Origin of the sequence: Pseudoduganella sp. R-31 (assembly GCF_049913235.1) — a bacterium.
In the GTDB taxonomy this organism is placed as follows: Bacteria; Pseudomonadota; Gammaproteobacteria; order Burkholderiales; family Burkholderiaceae_D; genus Rugamonas.
This window is the reverse complement of record NZ_CP183986.1, coordinates 188,750-214,959: the sequence shown is the minus strand read 5'-3', so window position 1 is coordinate 214,959 and position 26,210 is coordinate 188,750. Positions and strand designations below refer to the sequence as shown.

Sequence of the window (26,210 nt, the reverse complement as noted above, 5' to 3'; positions counted from 1 at the left end):
TCATGGACCTTATTCTCGCCCTGTCGAAAGGCCGGATCTTTGAAGACACGATGCCGCTGCTGGAAGCAGCAGGCATCAAGGTCCTCGAAAATCCGGAAACCTCCCGCAAGCTGATCCTGCCTACCTCGGACCCTGGCATTCGCGTACTGATCGTGCGCGCATCCGATGTGCCGACTTATGTGCAGCATGGCGCGGCGGACTTCGGCGTGGCGGGTAAGGACGTGTTGCTGGAGCACGGCGGCGAAGGCCTGTACCAGCCGGTCGACCTGCATATTGCAAAGTGCCGCATGTCGGTGGCGACGCGTGCCGGCTTCGATTACGAGACCGCGGTGCGCCAGGGCGCGCGCCTGCGCGTGGCGACCAAGTTCACCTCGATCGCGCGCGAGCACTTCGGCAAGAAGGGCGTGCACGTCGACCTGATCAAGCTGTATGGCTCGATGGAGCTGGCGCCGCTGGTTGGCCTGTCCGACGCGATCGTCGACGTGGTCTCCACCGGCAGCACGCTGCGCGCCAACAACCTGGTGGAAGTGGAAGAGATCATGGACATCTCGTCGCGCCTCGTTGTCAACCAGGCCGCCCTGAAAATGAAGCGCGCCCGCCTGCAACCGATTATCGAAGCATTTGAACGCGCCTCGCTGGCGAAGGCGTAATGGTCATGATCCGCAAACTCGACTCCACCCAAGACGACTTCCAGGAAACGCTCGACGCGTTGCTGGCCTTTGAAGCAGAAACCGATGACGCCATCGAAGGCGCGGTAGCAAAGATCATCGCCGACGTGCGCGCGCGCGGCGATGAAGCGGTGCTGGAATACACCAACCGCTTCGACCGCACCAAGGCGGCGTCGATGGCCGACTTCGACATCACCCAGCCGGAGTTGGATGCCGCGCTGACCGCGCTGCCTGGCGCGCAGCGCGCTGCCCTGCAAACCGCCGCCGACCGCATTCGCGCCTTCCACGAGCGCCAGAGGCAGGAACTGCAAGGCTTCACCTACACCGAAGCCGACGGCACCATCCTCGGCCAGCGCATTACGCCGCTGGACCGCGTGGGCATCTACGTCCCCGGTGGCAAGGCAGCCTATCCGTCGTCGGTGCTGATGAACGCCGTGCCGGCGAAAGTGGCTGGCGTCGAAGAGATCATCATGGTCGTGCCGACCCCGGACGGCGTGAAGAACCAGATGGTGCTGGCTGCCGCCGCCATCGCCGGCGTGACCCGCGTGATCGGCATCGGCGGCGCGCAAGCCGTGGCTGCGCTGGCGCACGGCACGGAAACCATCCAGCCGGTCGACAAGATCGTCGGCCCGGGCAATGCCTACGTGGCATCGGCCAAGCGCCGCGTGTTCGGTACCGTCGGCATCGACATGATCGCCGGCCCGTCCGAGATCCTGGTGATCTGCGACGGCACCACCGATCCTGACTGGGTCGCGATGGACCTGTTCTCGCAGGCAGAACACGATGAACTGGCGCAAGCGATTCTGCTGTGCCCTGACGCGGAATACATCGCGAAGGTCGAGGCCAGCATCGCCAAGCTGCTGCCGGCCATGCCGCGCAAGGCCGTCATCGAAACTTCCCTGCGCGATCGCGGCGCGCTGGTGAAAGTGCGCGACATGGCGGAAGCCTGCGCCATCGCCAACAGCATCGCCGCCGAACACCTGGAGATCTCGGCCGAGAACCCGCAGCAGTGGGCCGACCAGATCCGCCACGCTGGCGCCATGTTCCTCGGCCGCTTCTCGTCCGAATCGCTGGGCGACTATTGCTGCGGCCCGAACCACGTGCTGCCGACTTCGCGCACTGCGCGCTTCTCGTCGCCGCTCGGCGTCTACGATTTCCAGAAGCGTTCGTCGGTGATACACGTCAGTGAAGCGGGCGCGCAAACGCTGGGCAAGATCGCTGCGGAACTGGCTTACGGCGAAGGCTTGCAGGCCCACGCCCGCAGCGCGGAGCTGCGCCTGAAATGACCGACTGGAAGAACCAGGTCTACTGTGAGGACGCGCTGGCCGGATTGGCCCGCGTGCCGGATGGTTCCGTTGACCTGATCCTGACCGATCCACCCTACAACCTGGGCAAGGATTACGGCAACACTTCCGACCAGCAGTCGATGGAAGACTACCTGGCCTGGACGGAAGCGTGGATCGACGCCGCCCTGCCCAAGCTGAAGCCGAACGGAAGCCTGTACATCTTCCTGACCTGGCGTTATTCGCCGGAGATTTTCGTCATGCTAAAAAAGCGCATGACGATGATGAATGAGATTATCTGGGACCGCCGCGTGCCTTCCATGGGCGGCAGTACCCGCAGTTTTTCGTCGGTGCACGACACCATTGGTTTCTTTGTGCGCCGCAAGGATTATTACTTTGACCTCGACGCCGTGCGTATCCCGTACGACGCCGAAACCAAGAAAGCCCGTTCTCGTTCGATCTTCGTCGGCGCGAAATGGCTGGAAGTGGGCTACAACCCCAAGGACCTGTGGAGCGTATCGCGCTTGCACCGGGAGCATGCGGAAAGGGTCGACCACCCGACGCAAAAGCCTTTGGAGATCATTGAACGCATGGTCAAGGCCAGTTGCCCGCCGGATGGCGTGGTGATGGATTTGTTCATGGGCAGCGGGACCACCGCTGTTGCCGCGCGTCGCTGCGGCCGTGATTTCGTTGGCTTTGAATTGAATCCCGAGTATTGCGACATAGCTCGGAAGCGCCTTGAAGCGCTTGCCGAAACCGGTAAACCGATGTCTGACCCGCAGGGTCAGACACCTCCGCCACGCAGAGGGCGCAAGGCAAAGCAATCGCCGGCGCTTAGCGAGGTTTTAGAACAGGAGTAATGCAGAATGTCCCTCGACAGCCTTATCGCCAATACGATCCGCCAGGATGTGCGTTCCGATCACATCTACCATGTGCCGGATGCCAGCGGATTTATCAAGCTGGATGCGATGGAGAATCCTTATGTGCTGCCGAGCCACCTGCATCATGAGCTGGCCAACCGCATCGCCAGCGTCGCGCTGAACCGCTACCCGGTCGCCAGCTACGAAACCATCAAGCAGCGTATTCGCGCAAGGCTTGGCGTGCCAGCGGGCTATGACGTCATGCTGGGCAATGGCTCGGACGAGCTGATCGCCATCATGGCCCAGGCCTGCGCCTTGCAGCCTGCCGAGGGCAAGCGCGCCGTGATGATGGCGCCTGCGCCGTCCTTTGTCATGTTCCAGCGCTCGGCCATGGTGGCCGGCATGGACTTCATCGGCGTGCCGCTGAAGGCCGACCTGACGCTCGACCTGCCGGCCATGCTGGCGGCGATCGCGCAGCACCAGCCGGCCCTGGTCTTCCTGGCCTATCCGAACAACCCGACCGGCAATCTGTTCGACGCCGGCGCTATCGAGCAAGTCATCAAGGCGCTGGGCGACAAGGGCCTGTGCGTGGTCGATGAAGCGTACGAGCCTTTTGCGCAACAGAGCTTCATGGGCCGCCTGCCTGAATTCCCCAACCTGATCGTCATGCGCACGCTGTCGAAACTTGGCCTGGCGGGCATCCGCCTCGGCTATATGTCCTGCGCGCCAGCCCTGCTGGAACAATTCGACAAGATCCGCCCACCCTACAACGTCAACGTCCTGACCCAGGCCGCCGCCGAATTCTGCCTCGACCACCTCGAGGTGCTGAACGAACAGGCCGCCCTGCTGCGCCAACAGCGCAGCGAGCTGTCCGAGGCACTGGCGAAATTGCCGGGTGTCAACGTTTTCCCCTCGGCGGCAAACTTTATCCTCATTCGTGTACCGAATGCCGACCAGGCGCATGCCAAACTGCTCGAGCGCAAGGTTTTGATCAAAAATGTGGGTAGAATGCATAATGTACTGGCCAACTGCCTGCGCATCACGGTCAGTACGCCCGAGGAAAACGCAATCATGCTGGACGGCCTGAAAGCCGCCCTGGCGTCCTGAAGCGAAACCCAAGAGCTTTTCATGAACCGCACCGCAGAAATCACTCGCAACACCAGCGAGACCCAGGTCCGCGTTGCCATCAATCTCGATGGCACCGGCGTCCAGAAGCTGAACACGGGCGTGCCTTTCCTCGACCATATGCTGGACCAGATCGCCCGCCACGGGCTGATCGACCTCGATATCGAAGCCACCGGCGACACCCACATCGACAACCACCACACAGTGGAAGACGTGGGCATCACGCTCGGCATGGCAGTTGCCAAGGCGATTGGCGACAAGAAGGGCATCCGCCGCTACGGCCACGCGTATGTGCCGCTGGACGAAGCGCTGTCGCGCGTGGTCATCGATTTTTCCGGCCGCCCGGGCATCGAGTATCACATTCCATTCACCCGCGCGATGATCGGCGCGTTCGATGTCGACCTGACGCTGGAATTCTTCCGCGGCTTCGTCAACCATGCGGGCGTCACGCTGCACATCGACAACCTGCGCGGCACCAATGCACACCACCAGTGCGAAACCGTGTTCAAGGCTTTCGGCCGCGCCCTGCGCATGGCCAGCGAACTTGATCCGCGCGCTGCCGGCGCCATCCCGTCCACCAAAGGAAGCCTGTAACGACAACTACGGCTGACTGACATGAAAAAAATCGTAGTAGTCGATTACGGCATGGGCAACCTGCGCTCCGTAGCGCAGGCATTGCGCGCCGTCGCACCCGAAGCCGAAGTACTGATTTCCGGCGAGCCCGCCGCCATTGATGCCGCCGACCGCATCGTGCTGCCCGGCCAGGGCGCCATGCGCGACTGCATGCGCAGCCTGAATGAATCCGGCGTGAAAGATGCGCTGCTGCGCGCTGCCGCGTCGAAGCCGATGATGGGCGTGTGCGTGGGCGAGCAGATGCTGTTTGACATGAGCGAAGAAGGCGGCAATACCCCGGGCCTGGGCCTGTTGCCCGGCAAGGTGGTGCGCTTCCAGCTCGACGGCATGCTGCAGGAAGACGGTTCGCGCTTCAAGGTGCCGCAGATGGGCTGGAACCAGGTGCGCCAGCGCGCGCCGCACGCGATGTGGGACGGTATTCCCGACAACGCGTGGTTCTATTTCGTGCACAGCTACTTCGCGCAACCCGCCCAGGCGCAGCACAGCGCGGCGGAAACCGTGTACGGCCAGCCGTTCTGCTGCGCCGTCGCCCGCGACAATATTTTTGCCACACAGTTCCACCCTGAAAAGAGTGCCGCCACCGGCCTGCAACTGTACAAAAATTTCATCCACTGGAATCCTTAACCTCAAGAACAACATCATGCTGCTCATTCCTGCTATCGACCTCAAGGATGGTCACTGCGTTCGCCTGAAACAGGGCGATATGGAACTTGCAACCGTCTTTTCCGACGACCCGGGCAAGATGGCCCGCCATTGGCTCGAGCAAGGCGCGCGCCGCCTGCACCTGGTGGACCTGAACGGCGCCTTTGCCGGCAAGCCAAAGAACGAAGGTGCGGTGAAATCGATCATCCAGGCCGTGCAAGACTATGCCGAGGAGTTTGACCTGCCTGAAATCCCGGTGCAACTGGGCGGCGGCATCCGCGACCTCGACACCATCGAGCGCTACCTCGACGACGGTATCAGCTACATCATCATCGGCACGGCCGCCGTGAAGAGCCCGGGCTTCCTGCAGGATGCCTGCGGCGCCTTCCCCGGCCACATCATCGTCGGCCTGGACGCCAAGGACGGCAAGGTGGCGACCGATGGCTGGAGCAAGCTGTCCGGCCACGAAGTAATCGACCTGGCGCAGAAATTCGAAGGCTACGGTGTTGAATCGATCATCTACACCGACATCGGCCGCGACGGCATGATGGGCGGCGTGAACATCGAAGCCACCGTGCGCCTGGCGCAGGCGGTGCGCATCCCGATCATCGCCTCCGGCGGCCTGCACAACCTGGCCGACGTGGAAGCCCTGTGCGCTGTGCAGGACGAAGGCGTCGAAGGCGTGATCTGCGGCCGTTCGATCTATGAAGGCACGCTGGACCTGGCTTCGGCGCAGGAACGTGCCGACGAACTTTCAGAGTAAAGAATATGCTGGCTAAACGCATCATCCCCTGCCTCGACGTGACCGATGGCCGCGTCGTGAAAGGGGTCAACTTCACCGAGCTGCGCGACGCCGGCGATCCGGTGGAAATCGCACGCCGATACGACGAGCAGGGTGCGGACGAACTGACCTTCCTCGACATTACTGCTTCGAGCGACAACCGCGACTTGATCCTGCACATCATCGAAGCCGTGGCCTCGCAAGTCTTCATCCCCCTGACGGTGGGTGGCGGCGTGCGCAAGGTCGAAGATGTGCGCCGCCTGCTGAACGCCGGCGCGGACAAGGTGAGCATGAACACCTCCGCCGTGACCAATCCGCAGCTGGTGTACGAGGCTTCGCAAAAGCACGGCAGCCAGTGTATCGTGGTGGCGATCGACGCCAAGAACGTCGCTCCCGGCAAGTGGGAAGTGTTCACCCACGGCGGCCGCAACGCGACCGGCCTGGATGCCGTGGAATGGGCGCGCAAGATGGCCGAGCTGGGCGCCGGTGAACTGCTGCTGACCAGCATGGATCGCGACGGCACCAAGTCCGGCTTTGACCTGGGCCTGACGCGCGCCGTGAGCGATGCGGTCAGCATCCCGGTGATCGCCTCCGGCGGCGTAGGCGGCCTGCAAGACCTGGCCGACGGCGTCAAGCTGGGCCACGCCGATGCGGTGCTGGCGGCGAGCATCTTCCACTACGGCCAGCACACCGTACAGGAAGCCAAGCAATTCATGGCGGCGCAGGGGATTCCCATGCGCCTTTCTTAAACTTCGGGGAACACACAATGGCTACCGCAATTGCAGCTAATGTCGCCAAAGCCAAATGGCTGAACAAGGTGAAGTGGGACGAACATGGCCTGGTGCCTGTCATCGCACAGGAAGCCGGCAGCAACGATGTGCTGATGTTCGCGTGGATGAACCGGGATGCGCTCTACAAGACTGTTGAGCTGGGCGAGGCCGTCTACTGGAGCCGCTCGCGCAAGAAGCTGTGGCACAAGGGCGAAGAGTCCGGCCACGTGCAGAAAGTGCTGGAAATCCGCCTTGATTGCGACGAAGACGTGGTGCTGCTGAAGATCGAACAGGAAGGCGATATCGCCTGCCACACCGGCCGCCACTCCTGCTTCTTCAACAAGTTCGAGAATGGCGACTGGCAGAACACCGAGCCGGTCTTGAAAGATCCTGAAGAGATTTACGCGGAAGCTAAGAAATGAGCAATGTACTGGACCGCGTGGCGGCCACCATCGAATCGCGCAAGGGCGGCGACCCGTCGTCCTCCTACGTCGCCAAGCTGTTTTCCAAAGGCGACGATGCGATCCTGAAAAAGATCGGCGAGGAAGCCACCGAGACCGTGATGGCGGCAAAAGACGCCCGCGTCAGCGGCGATGCTTCGAAAGTGCTGTACGAATGCGCCGACCTGTGGTTCCATTCGCTGGTGCTGCTGGCGCAATTCGATTTGTCGCCGCAGCAGGTACTCGATGAGCTGGCGCGCCGCGAAGGCCTGTCCGGCCTGGAAGAAAAAGCATCCCGTAAGGAATAAAAGTGGAAAATTGCTTGTTCTGCAAGATTGCAGCGAAACAGATCCCGTCGACCGTGGTGCACGAAGACGACGACTTGATGGTGTTTAAGGACATCCACCCGGCCGCGCCGGTACACTTGCTGATCATCCCGAAACAGCACTTGTCGACCCTGTCTGACTGCAAGCCGGAGCACGCGCCCCTGCTGGGCAAGATGCTGGCGCTGGTGCCGCAACTGGCTGAGCAGCATGATATTGCCGTTGCCTACGAGGCAGATGGCACGCCGACACGCGGCTACAAGACCCTGATCAACAGCGGTCCCGATGGCGGCCAGGAGGTGTACCACCTGCATATGCACCTGTACGGCGGCCCGCGTCCATGGCGCGGCATGCGGACTTGAGATTATGACAAGCACATGACAGGGTGCGCTTCGCGTATACTGTCCCAACGAATGATTTTTTTAGGGGTTTTGTAATGGGTTCTTTTAGCATTTGGCACTGGCTGATCGTTCTGGTGATTGTCATGCTGGTCTTCGGCACCAAGAAACTGGGCAATATCGGCTCCGACCTGGGCAAGGCCGTCAAGGGCTTCAAGGATGGCGTCAAGGGCGCGGATGAAGAGAAGCCGGCACAGCCAGCTCCTCCGGCAGCGCAGGTGACCGACAAGGGCACCATCGAAGTCGAAGCCAAGGAAAAGAATAAGCAGTAACCAGCAATGATCGACCTCGGTCTTACCAAAATCGCCGTCATCGGGGTAGTGGCCCTGGTCGTCATCGGTCCTGAAAAGCTGCCCAAGGTGGCGCGCATGGCCGGGACGCTGTACGGCCGCGCCCAGCGTTACCTGAACGACGTCAAATCCGAAGTCTCCCGTGAAATGGAGCTGGACGAGCTGAAGAACCTGCGCAAGCAGGCCGAAGAAGCCGCCAGCACCTTCAAGGACGAGATGGAAAACTCCATCGGCAAGGATATGCGGGAAGTGGAGGCGGCGTTTCGCAATGAAGACCCGGTCACGACGCCTTCGCTGGACCTGTACACCCCGACCAGCGAAGACATGGCGCGCAAGGCCAAGGATTTCCGCCGCAAGCGCGTGGTGCGCAGTTCTGCCGTGCCGTTGTGGTACAAGCAGCAGGCCGGCGTCCGCACCCACGTCATCTCCGGCGCGGCGCGCATGAAGCGCCACCGCCCCGGCAGCCGCAAGAACGCATCGTTTTTCTAAATGAGTCAACAAGAACCCGTCGAAGAGACCTTCATCAGCCATCTGGTTGAGCTGCGCGATCGCCTGGTCAAGGCCAGCATCGGCATCGTGGTGATGACGGCGCTGATCGGCTTCGGTATCGGCCCCTCCAAGATCTATGACTTGATCGCCGCGCCGATGATTGCCGCCATGCCGGTGGGCTCGAAAATGATCGCCACCAGCGTGATCTCGCCCTTCCTGGTGCCGATGAAGGTGACGCTGCTGTTCGGCTTCATCCTGTCGCTGCCGTGGGTGCTGTACCAGATGTGGGCTTTCGTTGCCCCCGGCCTGTACGCGCATGAAAAGAAGCTGGTCGCGCCGCTGGTGATTGCCTCCTCCGCCCTGTTCATGGCGGGTGTGGCGTTCTGTTATTTCCTGGTGTTCGGCAAGGTGTTCGCCTTCATCAACCAGGTGTCGCCGACTTCGATTGCGGTGATGCCGGATATCGAGAACTACCTCGACTTCGTGATGTCAATGTGCCTGGCTTTCGGCTGCGCTTTCGAAGTGCCGGTGGTGGTGGTGGTGCTGGTGCGCATGGGGCTGGTGTCGGTCGCCAAGCTGAGGGAATGGCGCGGCTATGTGATCGTGGCGGCCTTCGTGATCGCAGCGATCGTGACCCCGCCGGATATCGTCAGCCAGTTCTCGCTGGCTATCCCGATGTGGCTGCTGTTTGAAATTGGCGTGATCCTGTCGCCGATGTTCGTCAAGGCGACCACTGCACCGGAAGAAAAAGCGGACTAAGGATCAGAAGAAGATCTTTACCGTATTTGCGCTGACGAGTATCAGGGTAATGATATTCAAGACCCAGAGCGGCCGCATCTTCTTCGTCAGCCGCAACTCAAGTTCAGCAAGCAAAGTACGCATTTCTGCACGTGATATGGCTAGATCTGCATCATTCGCCACCGGTTGACTCAGCGCAAGTTTCAAAGCGTCGGCGTGCGCCTCGGCATGCTCACGCAGCACGCCAGCATCAACCAGTGTTTTAACGAATTGAGCTGTATCAAACTGGATCGGCATGGTCATGGCCACTCCCTCGATTCATGTTAGCAGAATCATCCCGCGGCGTGCGCGGGGCATGGGAGCAGCCTAGACTGATTACTGCATCAGCTCTTTGATCACGCGCACAGGTGCGCTGCCGTAGCTCAGGAAGTCTTCGTGGAAGTCTTTCAGCGAGAACTTGCTGCCCAGGGCGGCGCGGCGCTGCTCGCGCAATTCCATGATTTCCGAGTAGCCCGAGAAATAGCTAGTGAGCTGCACCGAGGTGAGCTGCGCGCGGCGCCATTTCTCTTTCGCTTCGGCGGCAGTCTGGAAGGCCTGGCGGGTCAGCAGGTCGATCGCCTCCGGCTCCGTCATGCCCTGCACGTGCACGCTGTAATCGAGGATGGTGTTGGTCACGCTGCGCAGGTTCCACTTCGAGTACATCAGCCACATTTCAGGCTCGTTGTTGCCGTAGCCCGATTCCAGCATCATGCGTTCGCTGTACACCGCCCAGCCTTCCACCATGGCGCCGTTGCCGAAGATCGACTTCACGATCGACGGCGATTTGTTGGCATACACCAGCTGCGCATAGTGACCAGGGATCGCCTCGTGCATGTTCAGGATCTGCAGGATCCAGTGGTTGTATTCGCGCAGCGTGGATTCGGCCTGTTCCGGCGTGGCGTCGTCCAGAGGCGTCACGTTGTAGTAGGTGCGGTCCTGCGGGCGGTAAGGGCCTGGAGCTTCGATGCTGGCGCCGGCCACGCCGCGCTGGTAGGCCGGCGTCTCGCGCACCACCAGCGGCTTGTTCGGATCGAGCGTCAGCAGGTCGTTCTTGACCACCCAGTCCTGCAGCACAGGAATCTGACGGCGGATCTCGGGGAAGAATTCTTCGCGCGCCACGTGCCTGGACGACAGCGTGTCGATCATCATGCCGATCTTCGCGAAGCGGTCGGACGGCTTGGCCTTGTCCGCCAGGTATTTCGGCCACAGGTCGTCCGAAATGCGGTCCATGTTCGACAGCAGTTGTTCGCGGGCCGCCAGCGCCTTCTGGTAAGTCTGTTCGGCATTGCTGCCGGACTGGATGTCGTAGCCGAACTTCGCTTCGTACATCTCCTTGCCGATGCGGAAGGAGCGCGCGCCGCTGACAGCCAGCGACTTGTCCAGCTCACCGAGCCAGGCTGCATAAGCCTCCACGGCTACCTTGGCGGCGGCGATACGCTGCGCGTACAGGTTCTTTTCGTTGGCATTGAGGATCGAGTCCTGTGCCTGCTTGTCCAGGTCGGCCAGCACGGCCAGCACGCCAGGCGCCTGGTCGATGGCCAGCTTCACGTGCTCGCGCGTTGGGTTCTTGATGTTGTTGCGTGCGGCTTCGTAATACGCCGGTACGCTGGCGATGCGGCGCAGCAGGGTGCGCAGGCGCTGCGGCCGTGCGGCATATTCGGTGTTCAGCACGAAGTCGATCGGGCTGGCGATGTTGTAGAGCGCGGGGTTCCATTCCCACTCGCGGAAAGTCGTCAGGTACCAGCGGTCCGAATTCAGCTTGTTCTGCAGCAGGCCAAGGTCGCTGCGCTGTTTCGGCGAGAGCTGCCTGGCGTCGATCTTGCCGAATTTATCCAGCCATTCGTCAATGAAGGCGAGTTGCTGGTCGCGGAAAGCCTGGTCGGGGACGCTTAGCTGCGCAGCAGTGTCGTACTTGCCGACGGAGATCGCAGTCTCCGGATCGATGCGCCACAGCGCGCCCAGGAACTGGTTGGCCTGGCTGTCGAAAGCCTTGTCCTGGCGGCGTTCAGCCGGCAGCGGCTTGCTGGCGACGGCCGGTTTGGCCTTATCCGCCCTGGATTTGCTGGCGGACTTGCCGCCGGACTTGCTGCCCTTGCTTGACCTGGACGACGATTTGCTCGTTTTGCCCTTGCTGCTGCCGGACTTCTTGCTGACGGCGGTTTTCGCCGGTGCATTGGATTTCTTGGCCTTCGTCGCAGCGTCGGCTGGCGACAGGGCCAGGCTCAACATCATCGCGGCGAGGGCGATTTTGGTCTTCATCATAATTCAACCTCTTGCTAGTGCAGCGTGGGAGATTATCACAAGCTGAGTGCCGTCCGCGCCTTGTCGGGGGCCATGCTTGCGGCTTCCGCGGCTGCATCGGGCGGGAGCCATTGTGGAAAAGGGATCTCCTCGTTGACATGCTTGCCGGTGGCGGTATGCACCTGCCGTACCCGCGCCAGCGCGTCGGCAGGCAGTTCGCCCGCCAACGCCGCCAGGGCGGGCCACAGGCGGCGGTGTACCAGCGTCAGTTTTCCCGCCAGCAGGCGGCAGACCAGAACGTCGTCGTGCTCCTGCACTTCGCTGAGCACCGCGAAAATGCGCTTGCCTTCAGGATGGCCCCACCAGCTCCCCTTGATCGGGGCGCCAGCGATGGCTTCGGTCAACGTTGGCACGTTGCCGCGCGCCGAGGCCAGCACGACACCGTGGTGTTCGACAAAGGCCAGGGCTTGTTGCACGTTCATTCGGCGGCCTGCTTCAATGCGCGCAGAAGCAGTGGCTTCAGGCAGTTGCGCTGCGCTTCGTCCTTGCTTTCGCTGATGTTGATGTAAAGCGGCTGCAGGAAGCCGTTCAGGTTGTGCTTGCGGGCCAGCCTGGCCTGCTGCGTGCCGCTGGATGCCGGTGCCGCGGCCAGGCGCGCAAACCAGGCGTCCCAGTCGCTGCATTGCAGCGATTTGGCGCGCGACAGGTAGAAGATGGGAGCCATCAGGCGTTCGCCTTCGCCATAGTGATAGAAATGCTCGCCTGGCGGCGCAACCTGGCTGGCGATGGCTGCCAGCATTTGCTCATGCTCGGCACGGGTCAAAGCTGGATTGAGCGAGAGCTGCAGCATGATGTCGGCGGCATGGGCAACGCCGTGGCGCCAGCCTTGCTTTTCGTCGAAACCGCGGTAGTCGTTCACGCCGCGCAGGTATTCCGTCGCGGCGCGCACCAGTTGCGCGCGCTGGTCGGTGGAGAGGTAAGGCTTGATGCGGTCCACCCGCGCCACGTCGGCCAGCACCAGGGCGGCGAAAGGGCGCGCGAAACCTTGCGGATCCGGCGCCTGCAGTTGCGCGGCCAGGCGGGTGCGCAGCTCCTGCACTGTGGCGGTATCGAGCTTGTCGGCGCGCATCCAGGCTTGCAGCGCTTCGAAGGCCAGTCCATCGCGCTCGACGGGATCGGGCGACGACAGGCAGGAGAGCGCTTGCAGTGCCAGCGCCTGGCGCTGGGCGTCGTCGGCGACGTGCCAGTTTGCGGCTTTCGCTTCGCGCAGCCCGGCGGCCGGACAGTTGGCGGTGGCGGCGGAACCGGAAACCGGCGCCCCGACCAGGCAGATTGCGGCCAGCGCAGCGGTCGTCGCGAGGTGGCGCGCCTTGGCGCATGCGGCGATGGATGTCAGTTGCATAGCATCTCCTGTCAGAAGCGGCGCAAGCTCTCGTGCAACATCGCAAGCATGTCCTCCGCCGTCATGCGAGCGGCGGTGTCGCTGCCATCGAGCAGGCTGTCGGCCAGTTCGCGCTTGTGGCCGTGCAGCTCGACGATGCCTTCCTCGATTGTATTGCGTGCCACCAGGCGGTAGATGGTGACCGGTCGCGGTTGCCCCATGCGGTGAGCGCGGTCGGAAGCCTGGTCTTCCACGGCGGGATTCCACCACGGGTCCATGTGGATCACGTAGTCGGCTGCCGTCAGGTTGATGCCGACGCCGCCGGCCTTGAGGCTGATCAGGAACACGTCGCCTTCGCCGGCCTGGAAGGCGTCTACCGACTGCTTGCGGGCCGCCATCGGCGTGCTGCCGTCGAGGTACTGGTACTGAATGCCGTTGCGGTCGAGATGGGCGCGGATCAGGGACAGGTGATCGACGAACTGGCTGAATACCAGCACCTTGTGGCGGTTCTCCAGCAATCCTTCCAGCAGGCGCGCGAAGGCTGCCAGCTTGCTCGACTCGAGGCGCAGCGAAGGCGCCACGAGGTTCGGGTTGCAGCAGGCACGGCGCAGTTTCATGATCTCCGCCAGGATCTGCATCGACTTCCGGTCCGCGGGACCTTCGATGGAGGCGAGGTTTTCCAGCGCCTCGCGGCGCAGCGACTCGTACAGCGCGGTTTCTTCCGGCGACAGGTCGACTTCCAGCACGATCTCGGTGCGGGCCGGCAGTTCGGTCAGCACTTGCGCCTTGGTCCGGCGCAGCACGAAAGGCCCGATCAGGCGGCGCAGGCGATTGCGCGCGCCGACTTCCGCCCGGTGGTCCTGCTGGCGCTCGATCGGGCCGGCAAAGCGCAGGTTGAACTGTTCGTGGCTGCCCAGCAGGCCAGGATTGATGAAGCGGAACAGGTTCCACAGCTCGCCCAGGTGGTTTTCCAGCGGGGTGCCGGTAGCCACCATCTTGAAGTCGCCTTTCAGCGCCATGACGGCCTGCGAACGCTTGGTGGCGGCATTCTTGATGTTCTGTGCCTCGTCCAGCACGATGGTGTGCCACTTCGGCTTGGTGAACCGTTCCGACTCCAGTTGCAGCAGGCCGTAGCTGGTGATCACCAGGTCGAACGGCCCGGCATTGGTGACGATATCGTCGCGGTCGCCGGTCGCATACATCTTCACATTCAGTGTCGGCGCAAAGCGTGCCGCTTCACTGGCCCAGTTCAGGCAGACCGAGGTCGGTGCCACCACCAGCGTCGGTCCCTGCGGCGCGCGCAGCAGCACCAGGGCCAGCGACTGCAAGGTCTTGCCCAGGCCCATATCGTCGGCCAGGCAGGCGCCGACGCCCCAATGCGCAAGGCGCGCCAGCCATTCGAAGCCAGCCAACTGGTAGTCGCGCAACTCCGCCTGCAGGGTGCTTGGCAGTTGCGGCGTGTAGCTGGCACTGGCCTCGATGCGCTGCAGGTGTTCGCGCCACATCGCATCTGCTTCCACCATGCCGACATCGTTGGCAAGTTCTTCCAGCACGAAGGCGGCCAGGCGGTGCACTTTCATGCCGGCGTCGTCGTCTTCGCCATAGGCGGCCAGTTCGGACAGGCGGCGGTGCAGTTCTTCCGAAAGAGCGAGGAACTCCTTGTCGCCCAGCGCGATGAAGCGGCTCTTGCTGGCCCGGATCATGTCCAGCAGCGAGCGCAGGTCCAGCACGCGGTCTTCGTCGACCACCAACTGGCCGCTGGCGGCGAACCAGTCCTTCTTGCTCTTGATGTTCAGGCGCAGCTGCTTGGTGTATACGGGCTTGGTAAGGCGGAAGGTTTCGCCCTCCGGCCACGCCAGCACCACCTTGTCGGCGCCCTGCTCCTGCAACTCGGCCAGCAGCTGCAGGCAGAGCGCGGGCTCTCCCAGCAGCCATTCGCCATGCTCCTCGGTGGCCTGTTCCAGCACTTCGCACTTGAGCACCAGCTGGCGCTCCGCATCGCGTTCGCCCGCCAGGCTGCGGCGCGCCTGCATCGAGCGGCCATTGACGTCGGCGATCACGTTTTCGGCGCCGGCGCCCGGCGCGTAATACGGCCCCGCATCGCGCAGTGGACGCACCTGGATCTGCATCTTCAGGCCTTGCTGGTAAGGCAGCAGGTGGATGTGCAGGCGCGAGTCGGCATCGCACTGCTCGACACTGGCCGCGCCGCCGCCGATATCGGATTGCACGGTCACCATCGACGACACGGCGCCGATGGCCTTCAGCACCTGGTCCTTGGCATGCTCCGGCACTGTCAGGCCGTCACCGACAATGGCCGCGATGCGGCGATGCTCGTCCTGCACGCTGACCACGCGCAAGCGATTCGGCGCCTCGCGCAGCACGACCACATTGGCGTTCAGGTTTTCAATGGCAGGGTGCATTGCGAGGTGCAGCTGGCCTTTCTGAGTACGGATCAGCAATTCGGGTGCGCCGGCCAGCAGTTCGACGCGGGTATCCGGCGCGTCCATCCAGAACACCAGCGGGTGGCCGACCAGTGCCAATACCGCCTGGTCGATATCGATGTCGTAGCGCAGGCCGGACGAATAGGCCTGGCGCGATGGCAAGATGGCGCTGCCGACCCGCATGTCCTGCGGCGTCAGGAATTCCATCTGCGCTGCGTCGTCGCGCAGGCGCTTGAGCGCGACCGGGCGCGCCTTGCCCCAGGCGCCGCGCACGTCGCGTTTCTGCTCGCGCGGTTCAATTTCCGCGATGCCCTGGCGCTCGCCGTAACTGATTGCCCAGACCAGGCGCATTTCGCCGCCGGTCTCGGTGCCGCCCTGCTGCAGGTTGATCAGGGCTGCCAGTTGGCGTTGCCACGCTTCCTGGCGTTCGAACCAGGCGGCCATGTCGTCAAAGCCACGCTGCTCGCGCAAGGCCGCTGCGCGTCCCGCGGCCGCATCGTCGCCCAGGTGGCCAAGCAAGCTCTCTGCGCCTGCTGCCAGCAGCATGAAGCCCGCCGCCTCGGCAGCTTGCGACAGGTCCTGCAACTCGGCGCGGCGCTGCTTCAGTTGTGGCAGCGCGAGCCAGTAATACAGCATGCATTGGAACATCTGCGCCTGCAGCGGCGCTTCCCAGGCGCGCTGGGTGACCAGGTCGGCCTGCATGGTGCCGGCGCGGATCTGGCGCAGCATGCTCAGTTGCTGGTAGACGGCGCTGTCGGCGTTATGCTGGGCGTGCACGGCGACGTCGAGGTAGCTCTCCGCCGATTTCAGGTGTTTGGCGTCGCCGCTGCGCAGCAGGGCCAGCACGTACAGGTGGCCGGCGATCCCCTGGAACAGGTGTTTGCGCTTGCCGGATTCACGGCGGATCGATTTCAGCGCGGCTTCAAAGCCGTTGATCGCGCCGGCCACATCGCCGCGCAGCAGCATCACAGCGCTCGAGAAGCACTGCGCCAGTGCGCCGTCCATCCCTTCCAGGAAGCGCATGGCGTCGGCCAGCTTGCCGCACAGGATGGCGTGTTCCGCCATCGCCAGCCGCAACGCGGGGCTGGCTTCCTGTTCGGCGGCTTGGCGGCGCTGCAGGTGGCGTTCCGCATAGCCGCGCACCAGCGGCGCCAGGGCGGGTTCGCGCTGGGTGTGCTGGACCAGCAGCATCAGCACATCGTCCTGCAAGGCCGGATGCACCAGCAACAGCATCCCGGCTTCGAAAGGGCGCGAGAAGATGTCGACAATCGGATGCAGTTGCGCCGCTTCGTAGCACACCATGCAGGCGGACAGCAGCGGCAGCACATCCTGCGGCGGGCGCCCGCGCAGCATCGCCATGCGCAGGCGCGCCACGCCGTGGCGGTAGCTGCGCGGCTCGTAGGCGCCATTCCAGTTCTGGCGCATGGGATTGAGCGTCTCGTAAGCCTTGCAGATATCGTCCAGCAGGTGGGCGCCGATGGCGGCGCGAATGGCCGGCCAGCGCAGGCGGGCGTTGCAGACATAGCCGCGCCCCATCACCGCGGTGGTGAAGGCCAGGCGTTCCAGCTTGAGCAGCGGATCGTCCAGTGTCAGGGTGGTGAAGGGCTGGTCGTTCACATCGCGGATGCCGGCCGCCACCATGAGGTCCAGGATGGCGGTGCGGCCGATCGGGTCGCCCACCAGTGCCAGCAAGGCGAGAACGGCTTTTTCAGGCTGTTCGAGGGCCTCGAATTCCGCCAGCAGGGTGTCGCTCATCCGGTCAAGCCAAACATGCGTTGGTAGAAGTCCAGCTCCGCCTGCAGCGTGCGCACGATGGTGTCCGCTTTGCGGAAGCCGTGGCCCTCGCCTTCGAGTTCCACATATTCGACTGGAATGCCGCGCTGGCGCAGCGCGTTGACCATGGCTTCCGACTGCGGCGGCGGCACCACCTTGTCGTCCAGCCCCTGGAAGAAGATCATCGGGCGCGACAGGCGACCGGTATGGTTGATCGGGGAGCGCTCGGCGTACACCGCCTTGGCCTGTTCCTTCGGCGCGATCAGGTATTCGTTGTAGTGCGATTCGAATTTGTGCGAATCGTCATCCAGCCCTTTCAGGTCGGATACGCCATAGTAGCTGGCGCCCAGCTTGAATACATCGTGGAAGGTCAGCGCACACAAGGTCGTCAGGCCGCCCGCGCTGCTGCCGCGGATGATCAGGCGTTCGCCATCCGCCAAGCCCTGCGCCACCAGGTGGCGTGCGCCGGCGATGCAGTCCTCGACGTCGACAATGCCCCACTGCCCCTTCAGCGCATCGCGGAAGGCGCGGCCAAAGCCCGTGCTGCCGCCGTAGTTCACGTCCAGGACGCCGAAACCGCGGCTGGTCCAGAATTGCGTTTTCAGGCTCAGGGTGCTGGCTGCCATGCCGGTCGGGCCGCCGTGGCTGATGACGATGACCGGCGGCTTCTCGCCTTGCGGCGCGTGCACGTCCTGGTTGGCCGGCGGATAGAAGAAGGCGTAAGCGGTGCGGGCGCCGGCGCTCGGGTAGCTGATGCTTTCGGGGACGGACAGGTAGCCCAGCGCCGGCAGTCCGGCGATCGAGCGTTCCAGCACTTCGCGCGCGCCGCTTGCCAGGTCGATGCGGGCGATCTCGCTGGCGATGGTCGGGCTGCCTGCCAGCACGACCACATAGCCGTCGCCCACGCGCAGTTCGCGGATCTCCTGGTACGGCGTGGCGATGGGGGCCAGCACCGTGCTGCCAGCGTGCAGGCATGCCAGCTTGCTGACGCCGTGCTCGATATAGCTGCACACGATGTCGCCGTTCGCCCCAAAGCCGTACAGCGAATTGCCGAAGGTCCAGTGCGGCGTCGCAAACTCCGCCGCCATCGGGCACAGCGCTTCGACTGCGCTGGCCGTGCCGCCCGCGCCTTCGCGCAGGCAGTACAGGTTCCACCAACCGCTGCGGTCCGAGACGAAGTGCAGCACGCCGGCAGGCGACCATTCCGGCTGGCAGACCGATTCCTGGGGCCCGCCGGCCACGCGCGAAGGCGTGCCGAGACGACCATCGGCCTCCACATCCGCTACCCAAAGCTCGGTGCCCTGCCACGGCATGCGCGGATGGTCCCACGACAGCCACGCCAGGCGACGGCCATCCGGCGACAGCCTGGGCGAAGAATAGAAGTCATTGCCCATGACGAGTACGCGCTCGCCGCCATCAAAGCCAACTGCGCAGATAGTATTCACCGGTTGCGCATGCGAGCCATCATCCTCAGGATGCTGCTCGCGCACTGCGATCAGGCGCGCGTGCGCTTGGTCAAACACGAAATCGGCAAAGCGCTGGCGGCCGGGCGAGGTGAACGCTTCCGCGGCGCCGCCTGGCGCGAGCCGGTACAGCCGGTTGTCGGCATGGTGCGAGAACACCACCACGCCGCCCGCCACGGCATAAGCGCCGCCGCCATATTCATGAACGCGATTGCGCACGTTGAACGGCATTGGGGTGATTTCGGCGGCGCCGGCAGCGCCCTGGCGGCGCATCATGGTGGTGCGCCCCGCTTCGGACGCGCGGCCAGCCAGCCAGTAGATGTCCTCCCCGTCCAGGACGACCGAAGACAGCGGCGTAGCGCCCGCAGCGACCATTTCGGCGCTGATCGGCGATGGCCAGGTGCCAAAAGGCGCGGTGGAAGTGGAAGTCATGGGCGCTCCAAACGCGTAAAAACAGGGCAGGGATGCGATAATACCCCCTTTCTATCCGCTTTAGATTGTCTTTCATGCCACAATTTGCCCCGCTGAAGAACGACACCTTCCTGCGTGCGCTGCTGCGCCAGCCGACCGAGTACACCCCGGTGTGGCTGATGCGCCAGGCAGGCCGCTACCTGCCTGAATACCGCGCGACGCGCCAGAAGGCGGGCTCCTTCATGGGACTGGCGACCAATCCGGACCTGGCGACCGAAGTCACCTTGCAGCCGATCGACCGCTATCCGCTCGATGCGGCAATCCTGTTCTCCGACATCCTGACGGTGCCGGACGCCATGGGCCTGGGCCTGTACTTCGTGGAAGGCGAGGGCCCGAAGTTCGAGCGTCCGCTGAAGACCGAGGAAGACGTCAAGGCGCTGCAACTGCCGCCAGCGGGCTCGCTGGACTATGTATTCAAGGCAGTCACCCAGATCCGCACCGAGTTGAATGGCCGCGTGCCGCTGATCGGCTTCTCGGGCAGCCCATGGACACTGGCCTGCTATATGGTGGAAGGCCAGGGCTCGCGCGAATTCCACACCATCAAGAAGATGATGTACTCGCGCCCGGACCTGATGCACCACATCCTGGACGTCAACGCCCGCGCAGTCGCCGAATACCTGAACGCCCAGATCGACGCCGGCGCCCAGGCCGTGATGATCTTCGACTCGTGGGGTGGTGCGCTGGCCGATGGCGCCTACCAGCAGTTCTCCCTGCAATACATGCAGCAGGTCGTGAGCCTGCTGAAGCGCGAAAAAGATGGCGTGAAGATCCCCGCCATCGTGTTCACCAAGGGTGGCGGCCACTGGGCCGAGGAGATCGCCGCTATCGGCGCCGACGCCATGGGGCTGGACTGGACCGCCAACATCGGAAAGGTTCGCGAGCTGGTGGGGCACAAGATGGCCCTCCAGGGCAATATCGATCCGGCCATCCTGTTCGCCAACCCGGAGCAGATCGCGGCCGAAGTGCGCCGCGTGCTCGATTCCTATGGACCGCATGACAGCGGCCACGTCTTCAACCTGGGCCACGGCATTTCCCAGTTCACCCCGCCGGAGTCGGTGACGGTGCTGGTGGATACTGTCCACAGCCATAGCCGCAAGCTGCGTGGCGGCTGATCGCTGTAGTCCCGGTTCAAAGGGCGCTACGGCGCCCTTTTTTATTTCGTGCAGAAGCGACTTATACACAAAAATTTTTACTGCGGAAATAAGAGGCAGCAGCAAATGCCCTCCTCTCAGCGCATTCGCAAGTGATTGATTTTTAAAGGCTTATTTTTTACTGCTTTAGGCAATGTTTCGGCTTTTGTAAACCTTATCCCAAGGTGAAAGCGAGCTTGTTGGGTCATTCTCCACAAAGTTATCCACAAAAACTGTGGAAAAAAGTCAAAAGTACTTTGTAAACCGGCACTTAGTAGGAATTTGTAGGAATTGTCTTAGCGTCATGTTGCATTGCATGATATTTCGCCAAGACTTTCGGTGGCGAAAACGCTTGCGGAAACACAAACCTTGCGGTGCCTGCCTGTGTACAATGCTTGGCTTGATGTTGTGGCGCACCAGGCACGTTTTCCGCTAAAAAAGCTGTAAAAACTGCTTGATTTCGGGGAAAAGCTGCTCCTTAAATGGTGCACTTATACACAGAGCGCGGAAAAATATGCGCTTTCTGGCTCTCCTAGGGCGTCTGCTGTAAGTGATTGAAATATAAGGCAAAAAATCGGCGTCATTTGCCGGGTTTCCCCGGATTGCAAGCTGGAGGTTAGTGCTTGCTCAGGATTCCCGCCCCTTTGTTCACAAAGTTATCCCCAGATTCTGTGGATAGTTGAAAAACCCTCGATCGATAGCCCTGGATGGCGCACTGCATTCTCCGAATTGCCCTGGATACGCCGCTGAACGCGGTCTTTGATTACCGCTGGGATTGCGAAATATCAGAGCGGCCGCGTGTAGGACAATTGGCAATGGTGCCATTCGGCCCGCGTGAGGTCGTCGGCCTCATTGTGGATATCCTTGAAGAAACGGATGTCCCCGAGGAAAAGCTGAAAGCTGCGCTGGCCGTGCGCACGCAGTTGGCGCCCCTGTCGCCGCAATGGCTGGCGCTGGCCGGCTTTGCCGCTGAGTATTACCAGCGCCCGCTCGGCGAAGTGGCCTTGCCCGGCCTGCCCAAGAACCTGCGCGTGAGCAGCACTGTCGCGCTGGACCGCGCCATCAAGAAACTGGCCAAGCTGGAAGAACCGCACGATCCGGCGCCAGCCAACGTGCCCGCGCTGAATGCAGGCCAGCAGGCGGCGGCGGCTGCCATCGTCGGCGCCCAGGGTTTTGCGCCCTTCCTGCTGTATGGCGTGACAGGCAGCGGCAAGACCGAGGTCTACCTGCAAGCCTGTGCACAGGTGCTGGCGCGCGAGCCGCAGGGCCAGGTGCTGGTGCTGGTCCCCGAGATCAACCTGACGCCGCAACTGGAAACCAATATCCGCAACCGTTTTCCGGGCGTGATGCTGTCCACCCTGCACAGCCGCTTGTCGGAGGGCGAGCGCATGCTGCACTGGCTGGCGGCGCACGAAGGCAAGGCGCGCATCGTGCTGGGCACGCGCCTGTCCATCCTCGCTTCGATGCCGAACCTGAAGATGATCGTGATCGACGAGGAGCACGATCCGTCGTACAAGCAGCAGGAAGGCTTGCGCTATTCGGCGCGCGACCTTGCCGTATGGCGCGCGCACCAGTTGCAGATTCCCGTCGTGATGGGTTCCGCGACGCCGTCGCTGGAGAGCTGGCACCATGCCCTGAAGGGCCGCTACCGCAAGCTGGAATTGCGCGAACGCGCGGTGCAGCAGGCGGTGCTGCCTTCCGTGAAGCTGATCGATACCTCGCGCCGGCGCGGGCAGGAAGGGTTGACCGAGCAGCTGGTCGACGCGATCAGGCTGCGCATGGAGCGCGGCGAACAGTCCTTGCTGTTCCTGAACCGGCGCGGATATTCGCCGGTGATTACCTGCGAATCGTGCGGCTGGGTCAGCGAGTGCAAACGCTGCACGGCGTCGATGGTGCTGCACAAATCGGATTACCGCCTGCGCTGCCATCACTGCAGCCTGGAGATGCGCATCCCGCGCCATTGTCCGACCTGCGGCAATATCGACTTGCAGCCGCTGGGACGCGGCACGCAGCGCATCGAGGAGAGCCTGCAGCAGCTGTTCCCGCAGGCGCGGGTGCTGCGCATCGATGCCGACAGTACGCGGCGCAAGGGCAGTGCGCAGGAAGCTTTCGACAGCGTGCACCGGCAGGAGGTGGATATCCTCGTCGGCACGCAGATGGTCGCCAAGGGGCACGACTTCAAGAACCTGACGCTGGTAGGGATCATGAATCCCGACAGCTCGCTGTTTTCGCAGGACTATCGCGCCAGCGAGCGGCTGTTTGCGCAGCTGATGCAGGTGGCGGGACGAGCGGGACGCCAGGGCGGCAGCGAAAGCGAGGTGCTGGTGCAGACCAGCTATCCGGAGCACCCGCTATTCTCGGCGCTGGTGGCGCATGACTACGACTACTTCGCCAACTCGCTGCTTGGCGAGCGTGAAGTGGCCGGTTTGCCGCCATACCTGTACCAGGCCATCCTGCGGGCGGAGGCGCGTGAGCTTGAGCTGGCGCTGGAATTCCTGCGTGGTGCGCGCGACCTGGTGCAGCATGGGGGAATCACGATCAACGACCCGATTCCGATGAGCATGGCGCGCGTGCACAATATGGAGCGCGCGCAGTTGCTGGTGGAGTCGCCGTCGCGCCCTGCGCTGCAGGCATTCCTGAAAGAGTGGATGCAGGCGCTGCGCGAGCAGAAGACGCGCGTCAAATGGTCGCTCGAGGTTGACCCGGTCGATATTTAAACCGGTAAACCAGGGTCAGACCCAAAGGGTCTGACCCTGTCAGCGCTAAGGCCTGGAGGCAGGGTTAAACGTTCCTGATTTTTTTGAGAAGATCAACGGCGTACGAACAAACCCGCGGCAGATGATCAGATTGGGTCAGGCACTTGTGCCTGACCCAGGTTTACCGGTTTTCAAGGCTGTACCAGATAGCGCCGCGCGGTGCCAATAACCTGCTCGGTGAGTGCATGCGTGAACGGCGTGTCCAGTTCCCACGAGTGCCAGTCCAGTTCCACATCGATGAAACGCCCTGGCAGCAGGTCCACCAGCGCGCCCTGCGACAAGCCCTGCGCCGCCTGCAGATACGGCAGCAGGCCGTAAGCCAGGCCGCCGAACATGGTATCGTTCAAGGCCGTCGACAGCGGCAAGGTGTGATGCGGGAACGGCCGCACATACCCGGCCTCGCGCGCCAGGAATCGCGCCATCAGGTCGCGGTCATGCACCACGGCCGGCGCCAGCGCCAGGGCCTCAACGCCGAATCCATCACCGAACCAATGCGCCGCAAAAGAAGGCGCGGCTACGCATACATGCCGCATGGCGCCCAGGGGCGTCGAGGATGAGCCGGCAGCCGCAGGCGCAGGCACCTCGGCACGCGCAGCCACGCAGCCGAACACTGCGCCTTCGCGCAGCAAATGCAGCGCTACCTCGCGCTCGGCACATTCGACGTCGAGCTGGCAGCGCGGCGGCGACAGCAGCGGGCGCAGGGCCAGGGGCAGCCAGGTCGCCAGGCTGGCGGCATCGACGGCCATCGCAATTTCAGGCATGCTGGTCTCGTGGCCAAGGTCGATGTCGAGTGCCGCTTCCATCAGCTTGACGTTGCGGTAATGCGAGATGAGGCGTTGGCCCAGGCCAGTCGCTTCGGCGGGGGAGCCGCGCACGATCAGCAGCCTGCCTACCGCATCCTCGAGCGCTTTGATACGCTGGGATACGGCCGGCTGGCTGATGCCGAGCGCATTGGCCGCCTTTTCGAAGCTGCCATGGCTGGCAACGGCATCCAGCACCGCCAGCGCGCGGTAGTCCAGATTTTCCATAAGATGTGCTTAATCAAAGCGCGAAAAGATAAGTCATACTAATGCATTACCAATGACGGAGGCAAGATGGAAACCATCCAGTGCGATGTGGCGGTGATCGGCGCCGGTACGGCTGGGCTGAGCGCCTACCGGGCGGCGCGCAACGCCGGCAAGCATGCGGTATTGATCGAGGACGGCCCGCATGGCACCACCTGCGCCCGTGTCGGCTGCATGCCGAGCAAGCTGCTGATTGCTGCGGCCGAGGCGGCGCATGCGGTGCGCGAGGCGCCGGGCTTCGGCGTCCAGCCCGGCGGCCTGAAAGTCGACGGCAAGGCCGTCATGCAGCGCGTACGCAGTGAGCGCGACCGCTTTGTCGGCTTCGTGCTGGAGAATGTGGCGGCCATGCCGGCCGGTGACAAGCTGCATGGGCGTGCGCGATTCACTGCGCCGAATCGCCTGCAGATCGGCGCCAACCTGGAGGTCGCCGCCCAGGCGGTCGTCATCGCCACCGGCTCGCGGCCCGACATCCCGTCGGAATGGGCCGCAGCCGGACCGCGCGTGATCAACAGCGATGCGGTATTCGAATGGACCGACTTGCCGCGCTCCGTGGCGGTGATCGGCGCCGGCGTGATTGGCCTGGAGCTGGGCCAGGCCCTGCACCGGCTCGGCGTGCGCGTGGCGATCATCGCGCGCGGCAGCAGCGTGGCCCAATTGAAGGACCCGCATGTGCTGGCAGCCGCCTCGCAAGCGCTGGGCGAAGAAATGGACCTTCGCTTCCGCACCGAAGTGGCAGGCATCGCGCGCGCCGGCGACGGGCTGGAACTGCGCACGCGCAATACCGAAGGCGAAGAGCGTATCGAGCGTTTCGACTACGTGCTGGTGACCACCGGCCGCACGCCGAACGTTTCCGGCCTTGGCCTCGACCACACCGGGCTGGCGCTGGACAAGAACGGCGTGCCGAAATTCGACCGTTGCACCATGCAGTGCGGCGACAGCTGCATCTTCATCGCCGGCGATGCCAGCGCGGAGATCCCGTTGTTGCCCGAGGCGGCCGACCAGGGCAAGATAGCCGGCGCCAATGCCGCCAGCTATCCCGAGGTGAAGCCGGGACTGCGCCGCACGCCGCTTGCCATCACATTCAGCGAACCGCAGATCGCCACCGTGGGTGAAGGCTACAAGGAGTTGTCGAACGGCCGCGAGCACTTCGCGATCGGCGCCGTCAGCTTCGACGACCAGGGACGCAGCCGCGTCATGCGCCAGAACAAAGGCATGCTGCGGGTGTATGCGGAGTATGGGAGCGGGCGCTTCCTCGGCGCCGAGATGGTGGGGCCGCGTGCGGAGCACATCGGCCACCTGCTGGCCTGGGCACACCAGGCCGGGCTGACCGTGGATCGTATGCTGGACATGCCTTTCTACCATCCGGTAGTGGAGGAAGGCCTGCGCACCGCCCTGCGCGACTTGTCGAAAGAGCTGCAAAAACCGCCGCCCCCGCCCAAGCCGATGCCGAACGATTGCACGCCCGGCTGCTAGATCAGTTCAGGCTCGAATCCAGGCGGCCCTGGCTGGCCAGTTCGCGCAGCACGCGGATGGTGTCGAGGTCCGACTCCTGGTAAGCGGAGCGGCGGAAGTCGTCGTACATGGCGTTGGCGGCATCGGTCGCCGCGTCATGGCCGTCGTCGTACTGGAAGCGCACGTACAGGCGTTCCGGTTGCGGCATCTCGATCGTCATCGTCAGGCTGGAGGCGCTGATGTCCTTCTGCGCCGGCACGTCATAGCGCACCACATAAGGCTCGTGCAGCACCACGTTGTCTTCAATGACCACATCGCCATAGCGCAGGCGGCGGCTGAATCCTGCCGTGGTGCGATCCGAGATTTCCGCTTCGTCCAGGTGCGGAACGAACAGCTTGGGCGACTCCGCGCGCAGCACCAGGCCGCGCCACAACTGCTGGTGGGTGATGGTGTCCATCAGCGGGTTGAGGAGGTCGTTCACTTCTATCAAATGTTCAAATTTCATAACACTTCTGCCTGCTTATTTCGGGGATTGGTACCACTATATTCTGTACAATGC

Annotated in this window: 25 protein-coding genes; 17 read left to right on the top strand and 8 right to left on the bottom strand. The window is 63.1% G+C overall.

Going from position 1 to position 26,210, the window contains the following annotated elements; genetic code table 11:
* Positions 1-2: 2 nt before the first annotated feature.
* The 14 genes from hisG (at position 3) to tatC (ending at position 9,461) form a co-directional block, all read left to right on the top strand.
* Positions 3-650 carry an ATP phosphoribosyltransferase gene (gene hisG, locus ACN9MY_RS00925; RefSeq protein ID WP_426166620.1) on the top strand — a complete coding sequence of 216 codons (648 nt, stop codon included), beginning with the start codon at positions 3-5 and terminating at the stop codon, positions 648-650.
* A complete protein-coding gene (gene hisD, locus ACN9MY_RS00920) occupies positions 650-1,954 on the top strand; it encodes a histidinol dehydrogenase (protein WP_426319954.1) in 1,305 nt (434 codons plus the stop codon). The genes hisG and hisD overlap by 1 nt, the downstream gene beginning before the upstream one ends.
* Entirely contained in the window at positions 1,951-2,811 is an 861-nt protein-coding gene (locus ACN9MY_RS00915) for a DNA-methyltransferase (protein ID WP_426166617.1), read from the top strand. The genes hisD and ACN9MY_RS00915 overlap by 4 nt, the downstream gene beginning before the upstream one ends.
* 6 nt (positions 2,812-2,817) lie before the next feature.
* Positions 2,818-3,918, top strand: a complete 1,101-nt coding sequence (hisC, locus tag ACN9MY_RS00910) for a histidinol-phosphate transaminase (protein ID WP_426336730.1) — start codon at positions 2,818-2,820, stop codon at positions 3,916-3,918.
* Positions 3,919-3,939: 21 nt separating this feature from the next.
* Complete coding sequence (gene hisB, locus ACN9MY_RS00905; RefSeq protein ID WP_426166615.1) at positions 3,940-4,530, top strand: imidazoleglycerol-phosphate dehydratase HisB; 591 nt, start codon at positions 3,940-3,942, stop codon at positions 4,528-4,530.
* Positions 4,531-4,551: 21 nt separating this feature from the next.
* Positions 4,552-5,193 carry an imidazole glycerol phosphate synthase subunit HisH gene (gene hisH / locus ACN9MY_RS00900; protein WP_426166614.1) on the top strand — a complete coding sequence of 214 codons (642 nt, stop codon included), beginning with the start codon at positions 4,552-4,554 and terminating at the stop codon, positions 5,191-5,193.
* Between the two features lie 16 nt (positions 5,194-5,209).
* The gene (hisA, locus tag ACN9MY_RS00895; RefSeq protein WP_426166613.1) at positions 5,210-5,974 is read left to right on the top strand and encodes a 1-(5-phosphoribosyl)-5-[(5-phosphoribosylamino)methylideneamino]imidazole-4-carboxamide isomerase; all 765 of its coding nucleotides are present in this window, start codon (positions 5,210-5,212) and stop codon (positions 5,972-5,974) included.
* Between the two features lie 5 nt (positions 5,975-5,979).
* On the top strand, positions 5,980-6,741 hold the full coding sequence (hisF, locus tag ACN9MY_RS00890) for an imidazole glycerol phosphate synthase subunit HisF (RefSeq protein ID WP_426166612.1): 762 nt from the start codon (positions 5,980-5,982) through the stop codon (positions 6,739-6,741).
* Positions 6,742-6,758: 17 nt separating this feature from the next.
* Entirely contained in the window at positions 6,759-7,184 is a 426-nt protein-coding gene (gene hisI, locus ACN9MY_RS00885; protein WP_426166611.1) for a phosphoribosyl-AMP cyclohydrolase, read from the top strand.
* Positions 7,181-7,510 (top strand): phosphoribosyl-ATP diphosphatase, encoded by a 330-nt coding sequence (locus ACN9MY_RS00880; RefSeq protein ID WP_057265682.1) that lies wholly within the window; start codon positions 7,181-7,183, stop codon positions 7,508-7,510. Before hisI ends, ACN9MY_RS00880 begins: the two co-directional genes overlap by 4 nt.
* 2 nt (positions 7,511-7,512) lie before the next feature.
* The gene (locus ACN9MY_RS00875; RefSeq protein ID WP_130316485.1) at positions 7,513-7,887 is read left to right on the top strand and encodes a histidine triad nucleotide-binding protein; all 375 of its coding nucleotides are present in this window, start codon (positions 7,513-7,515) and stop codon (positions 7,885-7,887) included.
* A 74-nt stretch (positions 7,888-7,961) separates the two neighbouring features.
* Positions 7,962-8,195, top strand: a complete 234-nt coding sequence (gene tatA / locus ACN9MY_RS00870; protein ID WP_426166610.1) for a Sec-independent protein translocase subunit TatA — start codon at positions 7,962-7,964, stop codon at positions 8,193-8,195.
* A 6-nt stretch (positions 8,196-8,201) separates the two neighbouring features.
* Positions 8,202-8,702 carry a Sec-independent protein translocase protein TatB gene (gene tatB / locus ACN9MY_RS00865; RefSeq protein WP_426166609.1) on the top strand — a complete coding sequence of 167 codons (501 nt, stop codon included), beginning with the start codon at positions 8,202-8,204 and terminating at the stop codon, positions 8,700-8,702.
* The gene (gene tatC, locus ACN9MY_RS00860) at positions 8,703-9,461 is read left to right on the top strand and encodes a twin-arginine translocase subunit TatC (RefSeq protein ID WP_426166608.1); all 759 of its coding nucleotides are present in this window, start codon (positions 8,703-8,705) and stop codon (positions 9,459-9,461) included. It begins immediately after the preceding gene.
* A gap of 3 nt (positions 9,462-9,464) precedes the next feature.
* Here tatC and ACN9MY_RS00855 read toward each other — a convergent pair whose 3' ends face one another.
* From ACN9MY_RS00855 to ACN9MY_RS00830, 6 genes are all read right to left on the bottom strand, one after another.
* A complete protein-coding gene (locus ACN9MY_RS00855; protein ID WP_426166606.1) occupies positions 9,465-9,743 on the bottom strand; it encodes a hypothetical protein in 279 nt (92 codons plus the stop codon).
* A 72-nt stretch (positions 9,744-9,815) separates the two neighbouring features.
* Positions 9,816-11,741: a DUF885 domain-containing protein gene (locus ACN9MY_RS00850; RefSeq protein ID WP_426166604.1), complete on the bottom strand. Its 1,926-nt coding sequence runs from the start codon at positions 11,739-11,741 to the stop codon at positions 9,816-9,818.
* 35 nt (positions 11,742-11,776) lie between these two features.
* Entirely contained in the window at positions 11,777-12,202 is a 426-nt protein-coding gene (locus tag ACN9MY_RS00845) for a hypothetical protein (protein WP_426166602.1), read from the bottom strand.
* The gene (locus ACN9MY_RS00840; RefSeq protein ID WP_426336729.1) at positions 12,199-13,122 is read right to left on the bottom strand and encodes a DUF2785 domain-containing protein; all 924 of its coding nucleotides are present in this window, start codon (positions 13,120-13,122) and stop codon (positions 12,199-12,201) included. Before ACN9MY_RS00840 ends, ACN9MY_RS00845 begins: the two co-directional genes overlap by 4 nt.
* A gap of 11 nt (positions 13,123-13,133) precedes the next feature.
* Entirely contained in the window at positions 13,134-17,297 is a 4,164-nt protein-coding gene (locus ACN9MY_RS00835; protein ID WP_426336728.1) for an SNF2-related protein, read from the bottom strand.
* Entirely contained in the window at positions 17,294-19,210 is a 1,917-nt protein-coding gene (locus ACN9MY_RS00830; protein WP_426319938.1) for a prolyl oligopeptidase family serine peptidase, read from the bottom strand. The genes ACN9MY_RS00835 and ACN9MY_RS00830 overlap by 4 nt, the downstream gene beginning before the upstream one ends.
* A 74-nt stretch (positions 19,211-19,284) precedes the next feature.
* Between ACN9MY_RS00830 and hemE the strand changes: the two genes are divergently transcribed.
* The gene (hemE, locus tag ACN9MY_RS00825) at positions 19,285-20,361 is read left to right on the top strand and encodes a uroporphyrinogen decarboxylase (protein WP_426166595.1); all 1,077 of its coding nucleotides are present in this window, start codon (positions 19,285-19,287) and stop codon (positions 20,359-20,361) included.
* A gap of 725 nt (positions 20,362-21,086) precedes the next feature.
* A complete protein-coding gene (locus ACN9MY_RS00820) occupies positions 21,087-23,096 on the top strand; it encodes a primosomal protein N' (RefSeq protein ID WP_426319936.1) in 2,010 nt (669 codons plus the stop codon).
* A 170-nt stretch (positions 23,097-23,266) separates the two neighbouring features.
* On the opposite strand, the gene ACN9MY_RS00815 is transcribed toward ACN9MY_RS00820, so the two are convergent.
* Positions 23,267-24,163 (bottom strand): ArgP/LysG family DNA-binding transcriptional regulator, encoded by an 897-nt coding sequence (locus tag ACN9MY_RS00815; RefSeq protein ID WP_426319934.1) that lies wholly within the window; start codon positions 24,161-24,163, stop codon positions 23,267-23,269.
* Between the two features lie 66 nt (positions 24,164-24,229).
* Between ACN9MY_RS00815 and ACN9MY_RS00810 the strand changes: the two genes are divergently transcribed.
* Positions 24,230-25,672: a dihydrolipoyl dehydrogenase gene (locus ACN9MY_RS00810; RefSeq protein ID WP_426166589.1), complete on the top strand. Its 1,443-nt coding sequence runs from the start codon at positions 24,230-24,232 to the stop codon at positions 25,670-25,672.
* Between the two features lies 1 nt (position 25,673).
* Here ACN9MY_RS00810 and ACN9MY_RS00805 read toward each other — a convergent pair whose 3' ends face one another.
* Positions 25,674-26,156, bottom strand: a complete 483-nt coding sequence (locus ACN9MY_RS00805; RefSeq protein ID WP_426166587.1) for an AtaL-like protein — start codon at positions 26,154-26,156, stop codon at positions 25,674-25,676.
* Positions 26,157-26,210 lie beyond the last annotated feature (54 nt).